The 20,896-nt window shown below is 27.3% G+C and carries 15 protein-coding genes; 7 read left to right on the top strand and 8 right to left on the bottom strand.

Annotated elements, in window-relative coordinates:
• Positions 1-8: 8 nt before the first annotated feature.
• The 4 genes from EXC36_RS03595 to uvrA are packed head-to-tail and all read right to left on the bottom strand — an operon-like array spanning position 9 to position 5,640.
• The gene (locus tag EXC36_RS03595) at positions 9-932 is read right to left on the bottom strand and encodes an NAD(P)/FAD-dependent oxidoreductase (RefSeq protein WP_010925514.1); all 924 of its coding nucleotides are present in this window, start codon (positions 930-932) and stop codon (positions 9-11) included.
• A complete protein-coding gene (gene lgt / locus EXC36_RS03590; RefSeq protein ID WP_010925513.1) occupies positions 919-1,887 on the bottom strand; it encodes a prolipoprotein diacylglyceryl transferase in 969 nt (322 codons plus the stop codon). The genes EXC36_RS03595 and lgt overlap by 14 nt, the downstream gene beginning before the upstream one ends.
• Positions 1,877-2,806: an HPr(Ser) kinase/phosphatase gene (gene hprK / locus EXC36_RS03585; RefSeq protein ID WP_010925512.1), complete on the bottom strand. Its 930-nt coding sequence runs from the start codon at positions 2,804-2,806 to the stop codon at positions 1,877-1,879. Before hprK ends, lgt begins: the two co-directional genes overlap by 11 nt.
• The gene (uvrA, locus tag EXC36_RS03580) at positions 2,806-5,640 is read right to left on the bottom strand and encodes an excinuclease ABC subunit UvrA (RefSeq protein WP_010925511.1); all 2,835 of its coding nucleotides are present in this window, start codon (positions 5,638-5,640) and stop codon (positions 2,806-2,808) included. The genes hprK and uvrA overlap by 1 nt, the downstream gene beginning before the upstream one ends.
• 263 nt (positions 5,641-5,903) lie before the next feature.
• Here uvrA and EXC36_RS03575 point away from each other — a divergent pair, with 263 nt between their 5' ends.
• Both EXC36_RS03575 and EXC36_RS03570 read left to right on the top strand, forming a co-directional pair.
• Positions 5,904-7,439: an MAG5620 family putative phospho-sugar mutase gene (locus EXC36_RS03575; protein WP_165152530.1), complete on the top strand. Its 1,536-nt coding sequence runs from the start codon at positions 5,904-5,906 to the stop codon at positions 7,437-7,439.
• 2 nt (positions 7,440-7,441) lie between these two features.
• Positions 7,442-7,939: a peroxiredoxin gene (locus tag EXC36_RS03570; RefSeq protein WP_010925509.1), complete on the top strand. Its 498-nt coding sequence runs from the start codon at positions 7,442-7,444 to the stop codon at positions 7,937-7,939.
• A 200-nt stretch (positions 7,940-8,139) separates the two neighbouring features.
• On the opposite strand, the gene EXC36_RS03565 is transcribed toward EXC36_RS03570, so the two are convergent.
• From EXC36_RS03565 to EXC36_RS03555, 3 genes are all read right to left on the bottom strand, one after another.
• Positions 8,140-8,469: a thioredoxin family protein gene (locus EXC36_RS03565; protein WP_010925508.1), complete on the bottom strand. Its 330-nt coding sequence runs from the start codon at positions 8,467-8,469 to the stop codon at positions 8,140-8,142.
• A complete protein-coding gene (locus tag EXC36_RS03560; RefSeq protein WP_129690455.1) occupies positions 8,469-9,254 on the bottom strand; it encodes a hypothetical protein in 786 nt (261 codons plus the stop codon). Before EXC36_RS03560 ends, EXC36_RS03565 begins: the two co-directional genes overlap by 1 nt.
• A 254-nt stretch (positions 9,255-9,508) precedes the next feature.
• Positions 9,509-11,149 carry a ribonuclease J gene (locus tag EXC36_RS03555; RefSeq protein WP_010925506.1) on the bottom strand — a complete coding sequence of 547 codons (1,641 nt, stop codon included), beginning with the start codon at positions 11,147-11,149 and terminating at the stop codon, positions 9,509-9,511.
• Positions 11,150-11,432: 283 nt separating this feature from the next.
• Between EXC36_RS03555 and EXC36_RS03550 the strand changes: the two genes are divergently transcribed.
• A complete protein-coding gene (locus tag EXC36_RS03550) occupies positions 11,433-13,328 on the top strand; it encodes a ribonuclease J (protein WP_010925505.1) in 1,896 nt (631 codons plus the stop codon).
• A 128-nt stretch (positions 13,329-13,456) separates the two neighbouring features.
• Entirely contained in the window at positions 13,457-15,715 is a 2,259-nt protein-coding gene (locus EXC36_RS03545; protein ID WP_129690453.1) for a lipoprotein 17-related variable surface protein, read from the top strand.
• A gap of 63 nt (positions 15,716-15,778) precedes the next feature.
• On the opposite strand, the gene metK is transcribed toward EXC36_RS03545, so the two are convergent.
• On the bottom strand, positions 15,779-16,909 hold the full coding sequence (gene metK / locus EXC36_RS03540) for a methionine adenosyltransferase (RefSeq protein WP_010925503.1): 1,131 nt from the start codon (positions 16,907-16,909) through the stop codon (positions 15,779-15,781).
• A 290-nt stretch (positions 16,910-17,199) separates the two neighbouring features.
• On the opposite strand from metK, the gene EXC36_RS03535 reads away from it, so the two are divergent.
• From EXC36_RS03535 to EXC36_RS03525, 3 genes are read left to right on the top strand one after another with little or no spacing between them, the layout of a single operon-like run.
• Positions 17,200-17,844 (top strand): DUF2714 domain-containing protein, encoded by a 645-nt coding sequence (locus tag EXC36_RS03535; protein WP_010925502.1) that lies wholly within the window; start codon positions 17,200-17,202, stop codon positions 17,842-17,844.
• A gap of 21 nt (positions 17,845-17,865) precedes the next feature.
• Positions 17,866-19,395, top strand: a complete 1,530-nt coding sequence (locus EXC36_RS03530) for an MSC_0619 family F1-like ATPase alpha subunit (protein ID WP_129690451.1) — start codon at positions 17,866-17,868, stop codon at positions 19,393-19,395.
• A gap of 1 nt (position 19,396) precedes the next feature.
• Positions 19,397-20,803, top strand: coding sequence for an MSC_0618 family F1-like ATPase beta subunit (locus tag EXC36_RS03525; protein ID WP_010925500.1), 1,407 nt, complete (start codon positions 19,397-19,399; stop codon positions 20,801-20,803).
• The last annotated feature ends 93 nt before the right edge of the window (positions 20,804-20,896 follow it).

Raw genomic sequence — 20,896 nt, 5'->3', positions numbered from 1 at the left:
ATTTTGTTTTATTTTTTAATTCTATTTGTAAGTATTTTTCCTGCAATTGTTCCATCAGAGGTAGCTGTAAGAATTTGACGAATATCTTTAATTCTTATATCTCCAATTGCATAAATTCCAGGAACTTTAGTTTCCATAAATTCATCAGTTTTAATAAAACCATTTGGCTCTAACACACCTGCGTTTTTAGCATATTCAGCTGAAGGTAAAAATCCAATGTATGGGAAAAGAGAAGCAACTTCAAGTTTAACCTCTTTACCATTGTGATTTACAATAGCATATTCTAAGGCATCTTTACCATGAAGTTCTTTAACACTTGCATTAAAAAGAACTTCAATGTTTTTTCTACTTTTTAAATCATTTACTAAAGCTTTTTCGGCAATAAAGTCACTATCTCTTACAATTACATAAACTTTAGAAGCTATTGAGCTTAAAAATGTACCTTCTTCAACAGCTGAGTTTCCTCCACCAATGATAATTGCTGGATTGTGGCCATACATAGGACCATCACAAATTACACAGTAGCTTACTCCTCTATTTTCAAATTCATCATAGTTTAGAATTTCTCTTGGTTTTCTTGAGACCATTCCTGAGGCAATAATTACTGACTTAGCTTGAATTTTTTTTCCATCTTCAAGAACTAACTCTTTTAAATCATCCTTAATGTTGATTAAATCAACAACTTTTCCATATTCATATTTAGCTCCAAAAGCTTGAGCATGTTCAAAAAATCTAATAGCTAGATCTGTTCCTTTAACAATTGTATCACCAGGCCAGTTTTCGATTTTTGAAGCATAAATTAATTTTCCCCCTGGAGCTGCATTGTCAATAAAAACAGTATCTAAATTTCCTCTTGAAGTATAAATTGCAGCGGTTAAAGCACCTGGTCCTGCACCAATAATTGCGACATCATAGATTTTATTTTGTGACATATTTTTTTATCTTTCCTTCTGTTTTGTTTTTGTTATTGTTGCTTTGAAATTTAATTTTTTTATCCTTTTTATCAACTACAACTTTTGTTCAATCATATTGGTATCTAAATTTACCAATTTTAGTTTTTACATACCTTGATGGATTTGCTCAAATTTCAAAGTAAATCATCATCATTCCACCAATTAAAATTGAAAACATGGCAGCTAGTGAGTAGTAAAAATAAGACTCTTCTCTTAAAGGCTCCATTGCTAAACGCACGGTTCCATAGTAAACAAAGTATAGCCCTCCATTTGATCCAGGTTTTAATAGGTTTCTTTCTTGAATGATTCACACAATAATTATATAACCAATAATTGAGGAAATAGACTCATATAAGAATAAAGGATATCTAAAAGCAGCACTTGCAGCAGACTCATTTGCATTGTAGATAAACATATGTCTTGCTAGTCACTCTCCAAAAATTAGTGATGATTGTCCTGTTGGATCAATTTTTCCATAAACTTCATGGTTTGCAAAGTTTCCTCATCGTCCAATGGCCTGACCAATTAGAACTGTTGGCAAAATCATACTTAGAGCTTTTCGATAATCGATGTAGTCTCTTTTGAAGTAAATGTAGACAAGGCTTAAAATAGCAGGAAGGGCAACTCCACCTTGAATTGATAGCCCTCCTTCTCAGATGGCATATCAAGCAGAGCCGGGGAAAGGATTTTGGGGATTATAAATTAGTCTTTCAAAGACAAATCAAAGCCTAGCACCAATAATTGAGCTAGGAATAATAATAAAAAGTAATGCAAAGAAATGGTCAAAGTTAAATTTTTCTTTTCTTCAAAAAAAAGCAACTGTTAAAATTGAAATAATCATACCCATTAAAATTGCAATAGGATAGACTCTAACATAAGGATCAATTAAAAAAGTAGCAGTTCCTTCTTTATAAGGAAAAAAGTTACTCGTCATTTAAGCTCCTTTCTTGGATCATAGCTAAAACATCATGTCCATTTAGTTTGGACAAAAACATATTTGCTGAAGCTTCAATTAGTGAAGCAACACTTCTTCCTTGCCGGATAGGAATTTCTATCTTAGGAATTTTTCATTCGCCGATTTGATATTTTAACACCTTATTACCTAGCCGGTCAAAATTACTTTTGTTTTGTTCGTAATCCTTTAATTCTACTACAAAATTAATTTCACACTCAGGTAAAACACTCTTTAGTCCATGAACACTTAAAATATCGATTAAACCTAGCCCTCTTACTTCAATTAAATTTTTAGTTATGTAAGGGGCTTTTCCGAAATATTTATTTCCATAGTGACTTACCAAAACAGCATCATCACTAATTAAAACATGTCCTTTTTGAACAAGTTCAAGGGCAGCTTCACTTTTTCCTAGTCCAGAATCTCCAACTATTAAAATTCCCATCCCAAAAACACTTACTAAAGTTCCGTGAACTTGAACTTTTTTTGCAAAGTATTGAAGTAGGTAAATTCCTAAAATAGTGTTGATTTCAGAAAGGCTAGCTTTGTAAAAAATAACAGGTGTTTTGTGCTTATTAGCAATTTCAATAATTGTTGAATAGTAGTTTTTGTCAAAACCTTTAGAAAGAACTAGCATTGGTATTTTTCTTGAAAAAATTTCTTCAATAGAACTTTTAGCTTTTTCACTTCCAATTTTTTCAAAAAATTTACTTTCATTTGTTCCTCAACCAACAATAACACCGCTAATTGCATCATAGATAAAATGTCCAGAGAGTTCTAGACCAAGCCTTTTAATTGAAGGGGTTAAAATTTCTCTATCTTCAATTTCTGGAAAATCATGATTTAAAACTTCTAAATCAAAGTGTTTTATTAATTCGCTTACAAATAGTTTTTTCTTCATTATAGTACTCTTTTTAAAAACTCTCCTGTGTAGCTTTTTTCAATTTGAGCAACTTGTTCAGGAGTTCCAGTTGCTATAATTTTACCACCATTGACTCCTCCACCAGGGCCTAGATCTATTAGATAATCACAATTTTTTATTACATCTAAATTATGCTCAATTACAATTACTGTATCACCTTTGTCTACTAGTCTATTTAAAACTTTTAAAAGTAGTGAAACATCATGAGAGTGAAGCCCTGTTGTTGGTTCATCTAAAACATAAAGAGTTTTTCCAGTTGATTTTTTTAGTAGATGTGAAGCTAGTTTAACTCTTTGAGCCTCTCCACCAGAAAGTGTTGTTGAAGACTGACCTAATTTAATATATCCTAGTCCTACATCTTCTAAAGTTTGAAGCTTATTTTTGACAATTAATCTGTTTTCAAAAAAAGCTAAAGCATCACTAACTGTCATGTCTAAAACATCGCTAATACTTTTTGAGCGATATTTGATTTGAAGTGTTTCTTCATTGTATCTTTTTCCATCACAATGATCACAAGTTATATAAACATTTGGAAGGAAAAACATCTCAATTTTTATAGAGCCATCTCCTGAGCATTTTTCACATCTTCCACCAGGGACATTAAATGAAAATCTACCTTTTTGATAGCCACGTGCTTTTGCCTCTGGAACATTACTAAAAATTTCTCTAATATCATCAAAAAGTGATGAGTATGTAGCTGGGTTTGAACGAGGAGTTCTTCCTATTGGACTTTGACTAATTTTGATTAGTTTATCAATGTAAAGAAGTCCTTCAATTTTTTCGTAGTTTTTGTTTTTATCATGAGAAAAATCCCTTGCAATTCCTTTTTCAATTGCATTGACTAAAACTTGATTAATTAAAGTTGATTTTCCTGATCCTGAAACTCCAGTTACACCTATGAATTTACCAAGAGGAATTTTAAAATCTAATTTCTTAATATTGTTTTGAGAAGCTCCTGTAATTTTAATTACATTTCCACTTCCACTTCTTCTTGATTTAGGAGTTGCATTTTGCCACTCTCCCGAAAGGTATTTACCTGTTATGGAAATAGGATTTTTAATGATATCTTCAACACTTCCTAGAGCAACAATTTCTCCTCCATGACTTCCTGCTTTAGGTCCTATATCAACTATAAAATCACTAGCTCTCATAGTGTCTTCATCATGTTCAACAACAATAAGTGTATTTCCTATTTCAACCATTTTTCTAAGTGTTTTAATTAACCTTTCATTGTCCTTTTGATGAAGTCCAATTGATGGCTCATCTAGAACATACAAAACACCAGTTAAATTTGAACCAATTTGAGTGGCAAGTCTTATCCTTTGAGCCTCTCCTCCAGAGAGTGACTCTGCCATTCTATTTAGTGTTAAATAATCAAGACCCACATCTACTAAAAATGAAAGTCTAGAAGTAAGCTCTGAAATAAGCAAAGTAGTGATTTCTCTTTCATAATCACTAAGATTCAAATTTATAGATTGTTCATAAACATCATTAATTGAAAGAGAAGAAATCTCTCATATATTTAAACCATTAATTTTAACTGCTAATGCATGCTCATTTAATCTTGAACCTTTACACATGTTACAAATAAACTCTGACATATATCGTTTGATTCAAGTTCTGATTCCCTCTGAAGAAGTTTCTAAATATTTTCTTTCAACTTTGTCAATAATTCCTTCAATTCTTTTTGTTCTTTTGAATTTATTACTTTGACTTTTAATGATGTAGTCAATTTCTTCTTTTGAACCATATTTTATGATTTGACGATCGCTTTCAGAGAGCTTTCTCATTGGTATGTTTTTATCAATTCCATAGTAGTTTAAAAGTGCTTCAAATTCTTGTCATTCTTGATTTGATGAATTAACAGTTGATTCAAAAATTTTAATAGCTCCTTCACTAATTGAAAGGTTTTGATCAGGCACTAAAAGATTATAATCTCCTCGAAGTTGAACACCTAGTCCCTTACAATTTTGACACATACCATAAGGTGAGTTAAATGAAAAAAGTCTTGTCTCAATTTTAGGCATTTCAAAATCGCCTTTTGGACATGAATGATTGCTTGAAAAAATCTTGATTTCACCTGTTTCAACATTTTCAACTTTTACTATGCCTTTTCCATATTCTAGAGCTATGGAAATGGCTTCAGAAATTTCTAATTTTTTTTCTTCATTTAAAACAATACGATCAACAACAATATCAATTGAGTGTCTTTTATTTTTGTCAAGATTTATTTCTTTATCATCACTAAGTGAAACAATTTCATTGTTAATTTTTAATCTTAAAAATCCTTCAGTTTTTAATTTTGCAATTAACTTTTGATGAGTTCCTTTTTCAAGTTCAACAACAGGTGAGAGAATGATTAGTTTTGAATTTTTTGGAAAGTCGACAATACCTTCAATAATAAGCTTTGTTGTTTTACCTTCAATTTTGATTTTATGTTTAGGACAAAAAGGCTTTCCAATTCGAGCATAAAGAAGCCTTAGATAATCATAAATTTCAGTAACTGTTCCTACTGTTGAACGAGGATTATTGTGAGTTGTTTTTTGTTCTATTGAAATTGCAGGACTAAGCCCTTCAATTGAATCAACATCAGGTTTGGAAGTTCCACCTAAAAATTGTCTTGCATAAGAAGAAAGTGAATCAACATATCTTCTTCTTCCTTCTTCATAAATGGTGTTAAAAGCAAGTGAAGATTTACCAGATCCTGAAAGTCCAGTAAAGATAACTAATTTATTTTTTGGAATTGTTAATTCAACATTTTTTAAATTGTTTTCTCTTGCGCCTTTAATGTGTAAAAAATCTACCTTCGACATAATTAAAGTATATTATATACAATTTACATTTTGCTTTTTTGTAAATAAATCTATGTCCAATAAAAGCTAAAATTAAAATTAATTTGAGTTTTTAAAATTTAAATATTGATTATTTTAAATTGCTATTATTTACTTATCATATAATGATAAGAAAGAATTTTAAGAAATTAAAAGAATTTGTTTTTTTCTTAAATAATTACTTGATATTTAAATTCCTTATAAGGTTAATATAGATTTTAAAAGAACAAGGCTAGGTTTGAAATATGGATAGATTAAATTATTGATTTGATTTTTATAAAAAAAGACCAATGACAACTTGAAAATTAAAAAGAATAAGAAAAAATTTTGATAAAACAAAAGAAGTGTTTTTTACTTTACCTTTTTTTAATAAAAATGGTTTTTATATGAAAAAAGGATTGGGTCTTTCTAATTTTAATGAAATAACTTTTTCACTAATTGTAAAAGCTTTTTGTAACTTAATTGATATAAAAAATAATAATAAAATTTTAGTTATAGAAAACTCAAATAAATCATTAGATAAATACTCAACAATTGCCCAAGAAATCTTTGGTGCTAAAAATATGGAAATTTCAGTTTTAGATCAACCGAGTCAAATACAAAATATTGTAAGTTATGCTTTTCAAAAAATAAATTTTGATTATGGGATTTTTATTCAATATGACATCATTGAAAAAACTTATTCAGTATCATTTTTAGATTCAAAAGGATACAACATTGATCTTGGTTTTTATGGGCAAATATTAAATGAAATAAATAACATAAATTTTGATCAAATAAAGTACCATAAAAAAGCACCTAGAATTATAAAAACAAAAAATTTAATAGACAATTTTAAAGATGATTCTATTGCACATTTTGAAAGAAAAAATGACCAAAGAAAATTAAAAGTTTTTATAGCAAAAAATAACTTCTCTTTTGAAAATTTTACTAAGAGAATTTTAGGATCAATGGATATAAGATATTTTTCAAATACAAGTAAGAAAAATGCAAATTTTAAAATTTGAAAAATCTTTAGAAAACTTAAAAAAATAAAGTTTGATTTAGCATTTTTAACTAACTCACTTGGTAGTGATTTAGATGTTGTTTTAAATTTCAATGGCAAAACTAGAAAACTTGAAAAACATCAACTTCTAAGAATTTTTTTAGAGCTCTATTTAATGAACAAAAAACTAAAACAAGAGTTAACACAAATGAGCTTTATTTTAATACCCTCTTTTTTAGAAAAAATCTTTGAACCTATAACACAAAAATATCAAGTTAATCTTGTTCAAAGTGATCAAGTAGATCATCAAAATTTAAAGATGAAAAATTTTCTTTTTGCAATTAACGATGATCTTGAATTTAACTTCAATTACAAGAAAATATTTTTCTTTAATAAATTTGAATTTATTGTTATTTTTACTGAATTAATTAATTACTATAAAACTCAAAATGGAAATGTATCTAATGTTGTAAATTTTGTTAAGAATATTTATCCACCACTTTATTTTGACAAAGCTAATTTAAAAGTTGAACAAAAAACATTAAATGATTTTTATCAATTAATTGAAACAAAAAGTGAAAAAAATACTTTATTCCAAAATTTAATTTTAATTAAAAGCCAAAATTGTGTTTTAATTAAAGAGAATAAAATAAAATCAATGATAAAACTTGTTTATGATGAATTTGAAGGAAAATTACAAATGGAAATTTTTTCTTGAAATGATGAAGAAAATTTTGTTTTAGCAGAAAATTTATTTAGTTCAATTTTGAAATTTTTTAAAAGTTATAAAGGATAAACATGAAAACAGTTTTTTTTAAAACAAATGAATATAAATTATTTGCCAATCCTATTCAAGTAGGGGATAAATTAACATTTGAAGCAACTACAACTTCTTTAGAAAATTATGAATTTGATGTACCTGGAAAATTAACAGTTGTATCTGTATTTCCAGCTATAAACACAAGTGTATGTGATTTTCAAACACAAGAAATTAGTGCTATTGCAAAAAAATATGGAGATAAATTACAAGTTTTAACTATATCAGTTGACTTGCCTTTTACTTTAAATGAATGATGCGCAGCTCATGGAGTAAATAACATAGTTCCTCTTTCAGATCACAAAAAATTAGTTTTCGGAAAAAGAAATGGACTTTTAATTGAAGAGTTAGGACTTTTAGCAAGAACTGTAATTATCACAGATGAAAAAGGGATTGTTAAATATATAGACATTAACAAAAACGTTCATGAACAAGTTGATTTTGATAAATTTAACAAAGAACTAGAAAAATACGTTTAATTCTTAGTTACTAAAACATAATTAAAAAAAGCATTTCAAAAGTGCTTTTTTTATTTTCATAATTTCAAAAAAAGTTTTGAAATTATCTTTTGATTTTTTAGATAAAAAATTATAAAGATAAAAGTTCTAAAATCAAATTGAAAAAATGAATAAAAAATTGCTTATTTAACTAAGCAATTGAAATTTGAATTTATATAAATTTATTTAAAAAGTTCTTTAATTTTTTCAACCAAAATATGCTTTGGAAAATATTCATAACCAATGAAAACTTGTTTTCCATCTTTGACAATGTAATGAGTTGGTATTCTAAGCACAGCAACTTCAGCATCGGCTTTTCTAAACATCCCTGATTCATCAGCATTGACATGGTAAAAGTTAACTGGTAAATTAAGGTTTTTTATCTCTTGTTCAACTTGTTCAATTACAGGTTTCATCATCACACAATCTGGACATCAAGGTGCTGCAAATTCAACAAAATTCACACCTTTTTTAATTTTTTCTCTAGCATCTTTTCATAGTAGTGTTTCCATTATTTTTCCCTTTCATTATTTAAAAAATTTTCATCTTCTAAACTTCATATATCCTCTTCGGGATCATCTTTTTTGGAATTGTTTTCATCATTTGTTTCAATAGTGAAAATGTTTGTATCTCCAATATCAAAAGGATCACTTTTTTCTTCTATTTTATTTTCTGATGAATTTATAGAATTGTAATTTAAAAAATCATTTTTTGAATCGCTATTTTCTATATCTTCAATTTTACTATCATCTTGAAAGTTAGAACTTAATTCATATTCTTGTGGGTTTTCAAAACTAATATTTTGAATCTTTGATTTTTTCAACATTTTTAAATATTTTTTATTCTCTTTTTGACTTATTTTTTCAGCGTTATTTGAAGGTGCTTTAGGAGCTTTTATTTTTTTGGCAATAGCTTTTCTAAAGACAATTAAAAATGTGATTAATAAGTATGTAAATAAAATAACTAAGATTCATCCTCAATGCAAAAATTTAAATAAAGTTGCACTTATTAATGTAAAAATTAAACCTGCATTTAATGAATTTGGATAGTAAATAAGATCTAGGTTATTTTCATTTGAAAATGATTTCAATCATGAAGTTCATATATGATCAAATCAATTTATTTGTTCTTGATTATTTTGTTCAGGCTTTTCTACAACAATTACTATGGTTTGAATAAACAAAATTAAGAACAAAGAAAAGAGAGTATATTTAATTGAATTAAACTCAAAAATAATCTTTGTAAAAAAGGATTTAGGTTTTTTGATAGTATAGTTATCTATCTGAGTTTTAAACATTATTTTCAATCCCTTTATAATGAAATATGAATAAATAAAAATAGCATAATATCCAAAAATAAATCCTAGGGTATAACCATAGAGCATTGAGAGTATAAAAACTTGAGGAAAAAAAGAAAGAACTAATAATAAAGAAAAAAATAAGACGAGAATAATTCCTTTTAGATAATTATCCTCATCTATCATGTAATAAACATATTTTCAAAATGCTTTAAATTTTGAATTTGATATGTGATTATTATTTTTTTTCATAGCTATATTTTATAGAAAACAACTACAACGATTGGCTCTTTTTCAATTTTTTTGTACAATTTTTTTCTTACTTGTTTTCTAATTTTTTCTTGAATAACTTTTAGTGATGAATTTTCTTCATCATAAAAATTATTAACAACAATTGATCTAACAAAATCATTGATTTCATCGCGATCTGCAATTGAAACAAGCCCTAAATATTTGATTTCAATTTTACCTTTTATTTGTTTAAATTTATTGATGCAAGCTGAAATAAGTACAACACCATTTGAAGCCATTTTTTCACGTTCTCTAATAACTTCATGAGAAACATCACCTAAACCAAAACCATCAATTATGTCATCACCAACTTGTTTGATTTTTTTGTTGTGACTTATTAGCTTTCCACCATCAAATTCTGCTATTTTTCCATTTTGTAAAACAAGAGTATTTTTAGTGTTGTATCCTAGTGGTCTAACAAGGGCAGCTGCATCAACTAAATATCTATAAAGTCCTTGAACTGGAATGTAGTATTTTGGTCTTAAAACATCTATTGTTTGATAGATGTCTTTTGAAGCAGGACGATGTCTATAATATTCCTCTTCAGTTACATCAAGAATCTTGGGACTAACTTTTGTAACTTGATCTAAAGTATGAGCTGCAATTACTTCAATTCCATTGACAGGAGGAGCAATAAAAATAACATTATCACTGCTTTTTAAATTTAGATAAACATCTTCGTTTTTAGCTATTCTTAAAAACCTTTGATAAAGCCTTTCAACTGTACCTGTAACTAAAATAAGTGCATTAGGAACAAAGTTGGCTTTTTTGTAATTTAAAAATTCAGAAGTTTTGAATTTTGGATTGATTTTTTTAATTAAAAAAATCTGTTTTCCATAAGATTTTCCATAAGTAATTATTGGTCTGTTGTATTTTTTGGCAAGATCTAAAATGTAATTAAGTGAGCCAATTTCTTCATCATAGGCTCCTACGATAATTCGTTCATTATCTTTTGCATTTTCAAAGACTTGTTCAACTGATTTTGGAAGGTGAATTTTGTCTTTGGCAAAACCTGGATTTTTGCTTTTTCCAGAGTCCATAACTAGAGCTAGTAAATTATTATTAACTTGCTTTTTGATAGCTAATAAATCTGTTTTTCCAAAAAAGCCATTTTCACCTAAAATAAAGTTGAGTAAAAAAACAACTGAACCCATTGGACTTTGAACATCAAAACCTAAAGTTCCAGGAACTGAGCCAAAGACTTGAATTGGTTTAATGGTAATATCACCAAAAGAGATATCTTTTGAAATGGTAATTATTTCATAGTCATTATGTCCAATTTTGTATTTGCTAACTCGATCTAAAACATTAACCTTACTAAAAGGAGAGGTGTAAATTTTAAGCCCTGGAATTTGCATTAAAATTCAAGGCAAAGCTGAAAAAGAGGAATTTTTAGTATCTGTTATAAAAATTCCTCTAATTTTTTTAGCATTTTTCTTAAGATAAGAAAAACTTGGAATAACTGTATCAACTCCATAAGTTGAATTAATTGGAACTTTAGCCCCTATGTTAAAGATGAAAATGTCATCACTGTATTCAATTACGAAACAATTTTTTCCATTTTCATCCTGACCGCCTAGAGCAAAGAATTGTAATTTAGGCATCTTTTCCTTTCAAAAAGCTATTTTTTAAAAAATTATGATGAAAACAACATGCAATAAGATAAAAAAATTAAATGAAATAAATCACTAAGTTTAAATTTAACTTTATTATATAGTAATTAAAAAATACAACAATATAAATTATTTAAATAATATTTTGTTTATAATAGGCATATCTAAACTTATTTACAATATTAAATTTATTGTATTTTACTATTAAATATACTAATTTTATTTTACTAATTTTATTTTTGAAATTAAAGGCTTAAAAAAATTTAGGAGAAAAATGTCATATACTAAAATTTTTGGATTAGGTGGAGTTCATGAAATTGGAAAATCCACCTTAGTAATCCATCATGAAAAATCAATTGCAATTATTGACGCTGGTATTAAATTTGCAGATTCATCAACAACAGGTTTACATGGAATCATACCCAATTATTCATATCTAAAAAAACATGAAGATCAAATTGAAGGAATTTTTGTAACCCATGGTCATGAAGATCATATTGGCGGAATTATTTATTTACTTCAGCAAGTTAAAATAAACAAAATTTTTGCACCTAAAATTGCTATTGAATATTTGAAATATAAGCTTGAAGATAGAGGCCTAAGAATCAAAGTTGAATTTATTGAAATCAAAAAAGATGACACTCATCATCTAGGTTCACTTGTTGTTGATTTTTGGACTGCCCAGCATTCAATTCCAGATGCTTTTGGTATTAGAGTTAAAACCCCAGATGGCTCAGTTTTATGTACTGGAGATTTTCGTATTGATTATCGACCAATTGGTAATTACACAGACTTTAGTAAGTTAGAGCAAATTGGTAAAGAAGGTCTAACACTTTTACTTAGTGATTCAACCAATGCAATGAGACCTAATCACTCGCCAAGTGAAAATGACATTTTAAAAGATATTGAAAAAATTATGTTAGCTGCTAAGCGAAAAATTATTATCACAACTTTTGCTTCTAATCTTATTAGAATCAAAGTAATAATTGAACTAGCAGAAAAGCTAAATAAAAAAATTGCTGTCTTTGGAAGATCAATGGTCAATGGTATTGCCATTGGAAAAGAACTAGGATATATAAAAACTCCTGATAGCTCTTTTATTGATAAAAAAAGCATTGATCAATATGAAGATAAAGACATTGTAATATTGACAACAGGTTCACAAGGTGAACAACTAGCTGCCTTGTCAAGAATGTCATATGAAAAACACCCTCAAGTAAGCATAAGAAAAAATGACACAATCATTTTTTCATCATCTCCAATTCCTGGAAACAAGATGAAAATTGAGCTTTTAATTAATCGACTTTATAAGCTTGGTGCAATCATTAAAGAAAATGGAGTAGATGGATATTTGCACACTTCAGGACATGCCTATCAAGAAGAACATGAAAAGATTTTTTCAATTGCAAAACCTAAATATTTTTTTCCTTATCATGGAGAATATAGAATGTCAGTTGTTCATGGACAAACCGCAATACGCTCAGGAGTAAAACCTGAAAATGTCATAATTCCAGGTATTGGTGAAGTTGTTAAAATGGAAAAAGGAAAGATCTCACTTTCTAGTGAAAAAATTGAAGTAAAGCCTGTTTATATAGATGGTGAGACAATTTTAACTGAAAGTGATGATGTTGTAAATGAGAGAATTTTACTTGGAGAAAATGGCTTTGTTTTTGTTGTTGTTTTAATTAACAAAGAAAAGAAAATAATAATAGGAAAACCCAAAATTATTTCAAAGGGAGCTTTCTATGTTAAAAACTCAAATGGCTTTGTTGAAAAGGTAAATAAATTAGTTCATGGATCAGTTTTATTTACCATTAAAAATGATCCAAATTGAACCATTAGAGATATTCAAAAAGTAGTAAGTCAAAGAGTTCAAGTTTTCTTCTATACTGAAAAAAGAAGAAGGCCTTTAGTTTCAACAACTGTCTTTTTTACAAATGAAAAAGATGATTCAATTTTAGAGGCATTTAATGTTAATAAAAACAATGTAAATTCAAAATCTAAACAAAAGAAAAAAACACTTTTAAAATCAAAAAATAAATCACTTTTAGAAAAAGTAAAATCTCAAATTTTTGATGATCAAGATAATAAAGTTGCTAAAAAAACTTCTAAAAAAACAAAGTCAAAAACTGAAGAAAAATTTGAAGATGATGACTATGACAATATTTAATTTTTGTACATTAACATAATCCTTTATTAAAGTTATGTAAGTCAAAATCGTAAAAAATCAAGATTTTGATCTTTGGTATAATAAAACAATTGTATGTTTTAAAAAATCTTTAGATGGAGGTAATCTAAATGAAAAAAAAGATTTTAATCTATTCAACATTTGCACTAGCTTCTTTGGCTCTTGTTGGAACTATTAGTGGAATTTCCTATGGAATTTCACAACTTCCTAATGAGTCTGCAAGCCTTGTAAAAAGAGCAAATGAACTAATGTTTAATTTGAAAAATCAAAGCTATTTAAACAAAAGTATTGAAGAGTTAATTAACCAATGACAAGATGAAAATAAAGTCTCAAATATATCAGCTAATGACTTTTTTAATAAAGTTTTTCAATCAAAAACTCCACTTGAAAATGGTGAAAAAATAACTTATAGTGTTTTGGGCAAAGATATTTATTTTCAAATAGTAAATCCATCTCAAAAAACAATTAGTAAAAGTGTAAAAATTACTAGTTCAAAAATATCAAAAGATGTTGTAATGGATGACAAACAAAAAAGGTTAAATGACTTTGCAAAAAATCTAAGAGTTAACTTTAAAGGTTCGAGCGCATCTGAAAAACAAAGTGATATATGAGCTTCACAATTTAATGACAAATCTAAACTTGAAATTAAATATTTAGATGATAAAAATGTTGAAAAAAACATAAGTGAAAACACTGAATTTGATGTTGAATTAAAAACTGAAAACAATGCTTTTGTTGGTGGATATTCAAATGATATAGCCGGAACAAAAGTAATTGAAGCTATAGTTAAATATAAAAATAATTCTGAAAAATATCAAAACATTCAGAAGATTCAAATAACCAATAATTTCAAAAGATTTGACACAAGTGATGAGTCATTAAAATGAGAATTAAGCAATGTTAAAGTAACTGAAGAACAAAGCAAAAAAAGTGAAAATGATGCAAGTGCTTTTTCTGGAAATAGTTTAGTTTCAAAATTTAATTCACTAAAAAATGATGATGAAAAAATAAAGCTATTAGAAAGTGTTTTTGTATTTGATTTAAAAACAAATGAAAATACTAAATTATCTTATAAATATAGAGATATTAAATTCAATAAACTTGAAACAGTTGAAGGTCAAAAAGGTAGTGTTAAATTAACTTATTTAATTGGTTGAAAAGTTGTTGATGGAAATGAATCAAATCCAAATAGATTAACTTCACTTTTTAGACCATCATCAAAAGAATCTACAATTATTTTAACTGGTCTAAAAGAAGAATTATCTAGAGAAAAATTACTAAATTCATTAGTTGATAAAGTTGAATTAAAATGAACTTCAAAAGATGCAATTGACAAGATTTTAGCCTCAACAATTACCTCCAAAGATTTTGATCAATCACAAGCAAATAAGAGAATTACTATTGGGCCAAAAGCAAATACAGATATAGCCAAAGAATTGGCAAAGTATCTAACAGAAATAAGTGTTGAAAACATAAATGATGTAACAGGAACACTTTATCTAAAAGTTCTTTTTAAATTAAAAGATGATTCTACAATTAATAGAACTATTACACTAGTTCTTTCAGGTTTTGCAAAAGTTGAAGCAACAAAACCTGATGAAAAATGAGATGTTGAAATTGTTAAAAAATCATCTTTAAATCAAATCTTTGTAGATGATTTTTTAAACACAATTAACCTTTACAAAAACAACACAACTTTATCTAAAGAGTTGCGTAACAAAAGAATACGTCAAAGCATTGAAGATTACTTTGATATCAAATTATTAAATTTTACAAATTCAAAAGAATATGATTGAAGACTTGATTTTGATAGCAATGAAAAAGCAATAGAGGTAAAAAATAACGATAATAGTTCATCACTTGTTTTTAACTTTAAAATTGTTAAGAAAAATGTTAAAGTTCATAGTGACAAAAGTTCAGGAAAAATAGAAGATATTGTCTTTGATAAAGTCTTTTCTAAAGAAGTTAAAAATTTAGGAAATGCTGCAGAAAAAAGATTTCAAGACTTTAGTTTTTCATTAAAAGATGATTCACAACTAAGACAAAAACTTCCTAGTCAAATAACTACAAATGAATTAAAAGATCAAATTTCAGTAAATGATCCTAAACTTGATATAATTAGTTCTAATATAAACCGAGACAATCCTATGTTCGAATATAAAATAATCGAACCAAAAGATGATAAAAATGCAGATGATAAAAACGGAAGTTTAAAAATCATGGTAAGTCTTAGTTATAAAAACACAAAATTTTCTAAAGTTATTAGTTTAACTGGCTTTAAAAAAGCTGCAGAAACTCCTTCAACGCCTTCTGCAAACAAAGAGCAAAGTGGTCAAGCAAATCAAGAAGCTAATTCAAAACAAAACTAAGGCCCAAAGGCAACTACATAGTAAAAAAATAACAAAAAAACAACATTGTAATTTGTTGTTTTTTTATTTGAAAAATTTTTTGATTTTATCAACTTGATCTAGCTTTTCTCATGGAAGATCTAAATCATCTCGACCAAAGTGTCCAAAAAAAGATGTTGGAAAATATTTAGTGTTTTTTAAGTTAAGTTTTTCAATAATTGACTTTGGTGATAAAGAGAAATTATTTCTAATAAAATCAGTTATTTCTAAATCAGAAAATTTCGAAGTTCCAAAGCTGTTTACATTTATAGAAATAGGCTCAATCATACCAATACCATAAGAGAGTTGAATTTCAAGTTTTTTAGCAACTTTGGCAGCTACTAAATTCTTTGCAATATATCTAGCCATGTAAGCAGCTGAGCGATCAACTTTTGTGTAGTCTTTACCACTAAAAGCTCCTCCTCCATGATGGGCTGCTCCGCCATAAGTATCCACTATTATTTTTCTTCCAGTTAGACCAGTATCACCAATTGGTCCACCTATTGAAAAACTACCATTTGGATTAATAAAACATTTGTAATTGCTATTTAAATTGTAATCATTGACAACTGGCTCAATTATCAATTTTTTAACATCATTTCTAAAATTATCTAATAGAACATCTTTGTCATGTTGAAGGGACATAAGTATTGTGTCAATCTTAGGATTTTTTTGATCACTATAGTCAATTGTCACTTGTGATTTCATATCACTTTTTAAACCATTGATTTTATTTTCAACTCTTAATTTTTCAGCTCTTTTAACTAAGTCATGAGCTATAGAAATGGCAAGAGGCATAAAGCTTTTGGTTTCATCACTTGCAAAACCAAACATGATTCCTTGATCACCAGCTCCAATGTTGTCATCTTGTCTATCAACTTGGTTTGCAATTTCCTTGCTTTGTTCATTAACATTTGATATGATTGTAAAATCATTTTCAGTGTAGCCAAGGCTTATCAAAATTTCTCATGATTTTGAAACTAAATCAACATAACCTTGAGTTGTAATTTCTCCTCCAATTATAATTAGTCTATTTGAAGCCATAACTTCAATTGCACAGCGACTATTTGGATCAATTTTTAAAACAGCATCTAGAATAGAATCAGAAATTTGGTCACAAATTTTATCGGGGTGACCTCTACCAACTGACTCTGAAGTAAAAAGGTTTTTTTGCATAGTGGCTTTTATAATAGCACAACTAAAAAAATTAACTATTAAAACTAAAGTTAATAAACTTTTTTACTTAATATTTTTGATTTTTTTAAATATTAGTTCTATTCAAAAAAACTAATGAACAAAAAAGTAAAAATTTATTTAATTTAAAAAATCCGTTTTAAGTTAAAATTTATAAATACTTAACCCAATTTTGAAATTTTTCTTTTTTATTGGGCAAAGAAGGATCAATATTTTAGTATAAAATATTTATCGAACTAGAAATTTATTTTCAATATTAAAAAAGGAACAAGATGAATAAAACTAAAAATGTAAAAGAAGCAACTAACAATGATCTAAGTTTTTGAGTAAAATTCAAAAAATCATTGTTAATGAATAAATCAAGTATTTTTAAGGATTTTGAAGATCTTTCAAAAAACAAAAACTTTGTAAGATACACTCAAGTTTTTGGAAGTGCGCTTTTAGAGTCAAATCAAAATCATAAAGTTACATTCATAAAAGAACTTCCAAAAAAAATTGAAATTGGATATAAAAGAAAACTTGATTTTGTTTTTAAAATGTTTGTAATTTCATGAGTAAAAAATAATAGATATAGCTATGTTGATTTAATTCCAACAATTAAATCTTCTGAAAATCCAAATAGCGATTCATTAAATTTTATTGATGGCAATTCAAATGTATCTCAAAACTTTTTTGGAACATATAATAGAATTGTAAATCGCTTATTAGAAACTAAAAAAATAGTTGAAATTTTGCCTGGTATTGCCGTTTATGTTTCTAGTGAAACTAAAACCTTAAAAATAGCTTTTTCTGAAGATGCAATAATTAAAGAAGAAACTACTAAAAAACCAAAAAATAAAAAAGTTGAATCTAATGAAAAAACTATTGAAAAAGTTGATGCACAAACAAGTGCAAATCCAAATCAAAAAGCTAATTAGGATATAGGAGATTTTATAGTTATGCAAATAATGCCAAAAGTAGTTTCAATTATTGATTATGTCATTGAAGTTCAAGGAAAATTTCCCTTTGAAGAAGGACAATTTTTCACAATTAAAAACAAACCATCTGTTAAGGCACTTGTTTTATCAGCTGAAATAAATAGAGCTTTTTTATTAGTTGATACATCAAAGGTACCTATTGAAATAGGAGATGAATTAATTGTAAAACCAGCTTATAATGAAATTCAAACATCAAGACAATTTTTTGGAAAAGTTGTTAATATTGACGGTGAAATTGTCTATCCAGTAACACAAAATAAAACAGTTGTTTATGAGCCTAATTTAAGAAAAGGAAATATCTTTTTCCAACCTGTAGGAATGTTAGAAAGACAACACCTTTCAGAACAACTTTATACAGGGATTTTATCAATTGATTTATTCAACCCAATTGGTAGAGGACAAAGGGAAATAATTGTTGGTGATAAACAAACAGGAAAAACTCATATTGCACTTAATACCATCATAAATCAAAGAAACTCAGGAGTAAAGTGTATTTATGTTTCTATTGGTCAAAATAACAAGAATCTTTCAAATGTTTATACAACATTAAAAAATGCAAATGCTCTTGATTACACAATTATTTTTGAAGCTTCATCTGAAAATGCTTTTGATCAATATTTAATACCTCATGTTGCCATGGCTCATGCTGAAAATTTATCTTTTAATGATGATGTTTTAATTGTCTTTGATGACCTTACAAAACATGCCAACATTTGTAGAGAAATTTCTCTTTTAATTGATAAGCCAATTGGTAAAGAAGCTTTTCCACCTGACATCTTTTTTACCCACTCAAAATTACTTGAAAGAAGTGGAAGATTCATTGGAAGAAAATCAATTGCTGCTCTTCCAATTGTTAAAACAGTTGATGGTAATTTAGCCTCATTAATTTCATCAAATTTAATATCAATTTCTGATGGTCAAATTGTAACAAGTACAAAGCTATTTTTAGAAGGAAAAATTCCTGCAGTTGATCTTGATTTTTCAGTTTCTCGTACAGGAAGTTCTATTCAAAAAAAATCTGTTGCTCAAGTTTCAGCTAAGCTTTCAAAAATTTATCATGCTTACATTAGACAGAAAAAACTTTCATCAATTGACTATGAGCTAAACAAAGAAACAGCTAAGTTAATTTTTTCAGGAGAATCCATTGAAAAACTTTTAGTTCAACCAGGATTTCAATATTACTCAGAAGAGATAGTTTTTATAATAACTAGAATTATTACATGAGGATTTTTACAAGATGTAAAAAATCCAAAAGCTGCTCTTGCATTTATTTTGATTTTAATTAAAAACAATTCTTATGGTAAGTTCATTTATCAAAATATTTTAAAAGACATTGAAGTAGATGACTTTGTAATAAAAAACTTTTTTGCCTATGCGCTTAATCAATATTTCAAACATGTAGGTGAAAATACTCAATTAAAAGTTAAGCAAGACTTTGTAGATTTTGATAGTCAAGAACTAGAGAGACTAGTTTCATTAATAGGGAGATAATATGAAAGGTATAGTAGTAAAAATTTGAACTAATGTTATTCAGGTTAAATTTGAAAAATCTCAGCAAAAACCAAAAGTTGACCAGATTATTTTAGTAGGTAGTGAAAATAATGTTTATATGATTAAAAACATTATTTCAGAAGATGAAGTTAGAGCTATTTTAATTAAAACATCTCAGAGAGTTTTCATTGGACAAGTTGTATTAAACACAATGAAAAAATTAGAAGTTCCAGTTGGTAAATCTTCTATGAACAAAGTCTTTGATATTCTTGGGAATTGTTTAAATGACAAAAGTGCAAAAAATCTTCTAAAAGTTGAAATTGACTCAACAATTACAAAAAGCAAAAACCTAGAAATTAAAAATGAAATTCTTGAAACAGGAATTAAAGCAATTGACTTTTTCATTCCAATTCTAAGAGGATCAAAACTAGGTATTCTTGGAGGAGCTGGAGTTGGAAAAACTGTTGTTATGAAGGAAATTATTTTCAACGCTTCTAAATTCAAAGCTCCACAAGCACAAAAAGAAAAGAAAAATACTTCCTCAATTTTTATTGGTTCTGGAGAGCGTTCTCGTGAGGGACTTGAGCTCTATGATGAACTTAAAAACTCTAAACTTTTAGATAAAACTGTAATGTTTATTTCACAAATGAACGAAGCTCCAGGAGCTAGAATGTCAATTGTGCCAGTTGGTATAACAGCAGCTGAGTATTTAAGAGATAGAGAAAAAGAAAACGTACTACTTTTTATTGATAATATTTACCGTTTTGTTCAAGCTAGCTCAGAGGTTTCAGCTACTCTTGGTAAAAAACCTTCTCTTGGTGGATATCAACCTACTTTGGACACAGAAGTTTCATTTGTACATGATCGTTTATTTTTAAATGCCAATGGTTCAATTACAACCTTTGAAACTGTTTTTTTACCAATGGATGATTTAACTGATCCTTCAGCTGTGTCAATCTTTTCACACCTTGATTCATCAATGGTTCTTTCAAGAGATCAAGCTGCTAAAAATATCTATCCAGCTTTTGATCCTCTAGCTTCTTCATCAAGTTCTGTTAATGAAAAAATTATAGGAACAAGACATTTCCAAGCAATTTTAGAGACAAAAAATATTTTGCAAAAATATCAAGAACTTGAAGATATTATTTCAATTTTAGGTTTTGATGAACTTGAAGAAGATTCTAAAATCATTGTTAAAAAAGCTTTTCAATTACAAAACTTCTTTACACAAAGATTCTTTACAGCAGAAAACTTTACTAAAGAAAAAGGAGTTTATGTTCCTTTAAATGAGACCATTGAATCTGTAATTAGAATTCTTGAAGGAAAATATCTAAAACAAAGCCCTGAGATTTTCTCATTTGTTGGTTCAAATTTAAATATTCCAACTGATGAAGAATTAGGTCTATAATTTATAAAATTACTTTTTAAATTTCATATACACATATGAAATTTTTTTATTTTTTGATATAGTAAATTAAGATATTGCCAATTTTAAGGAATA

The sequence above is a fragment of the Mycoplasmopsis pulmonis genome (genome assembly GCF_900660575.1).
In the GTDB taxonomy this organism is placed as follows: domain Bacteria; phylum Bacillota_I; class Bacilli_A; order Mycoplasmatales; family Metamycoplasmataceae; genus Mycoplasmopsis_B; species Mycoplasmopsis_B pulmonis.
The sequence above is the reverse complement of the archived record's forward strand: the minus strand, read 5'-3'. Positions and strand labels throughout refer to the sequence as shown.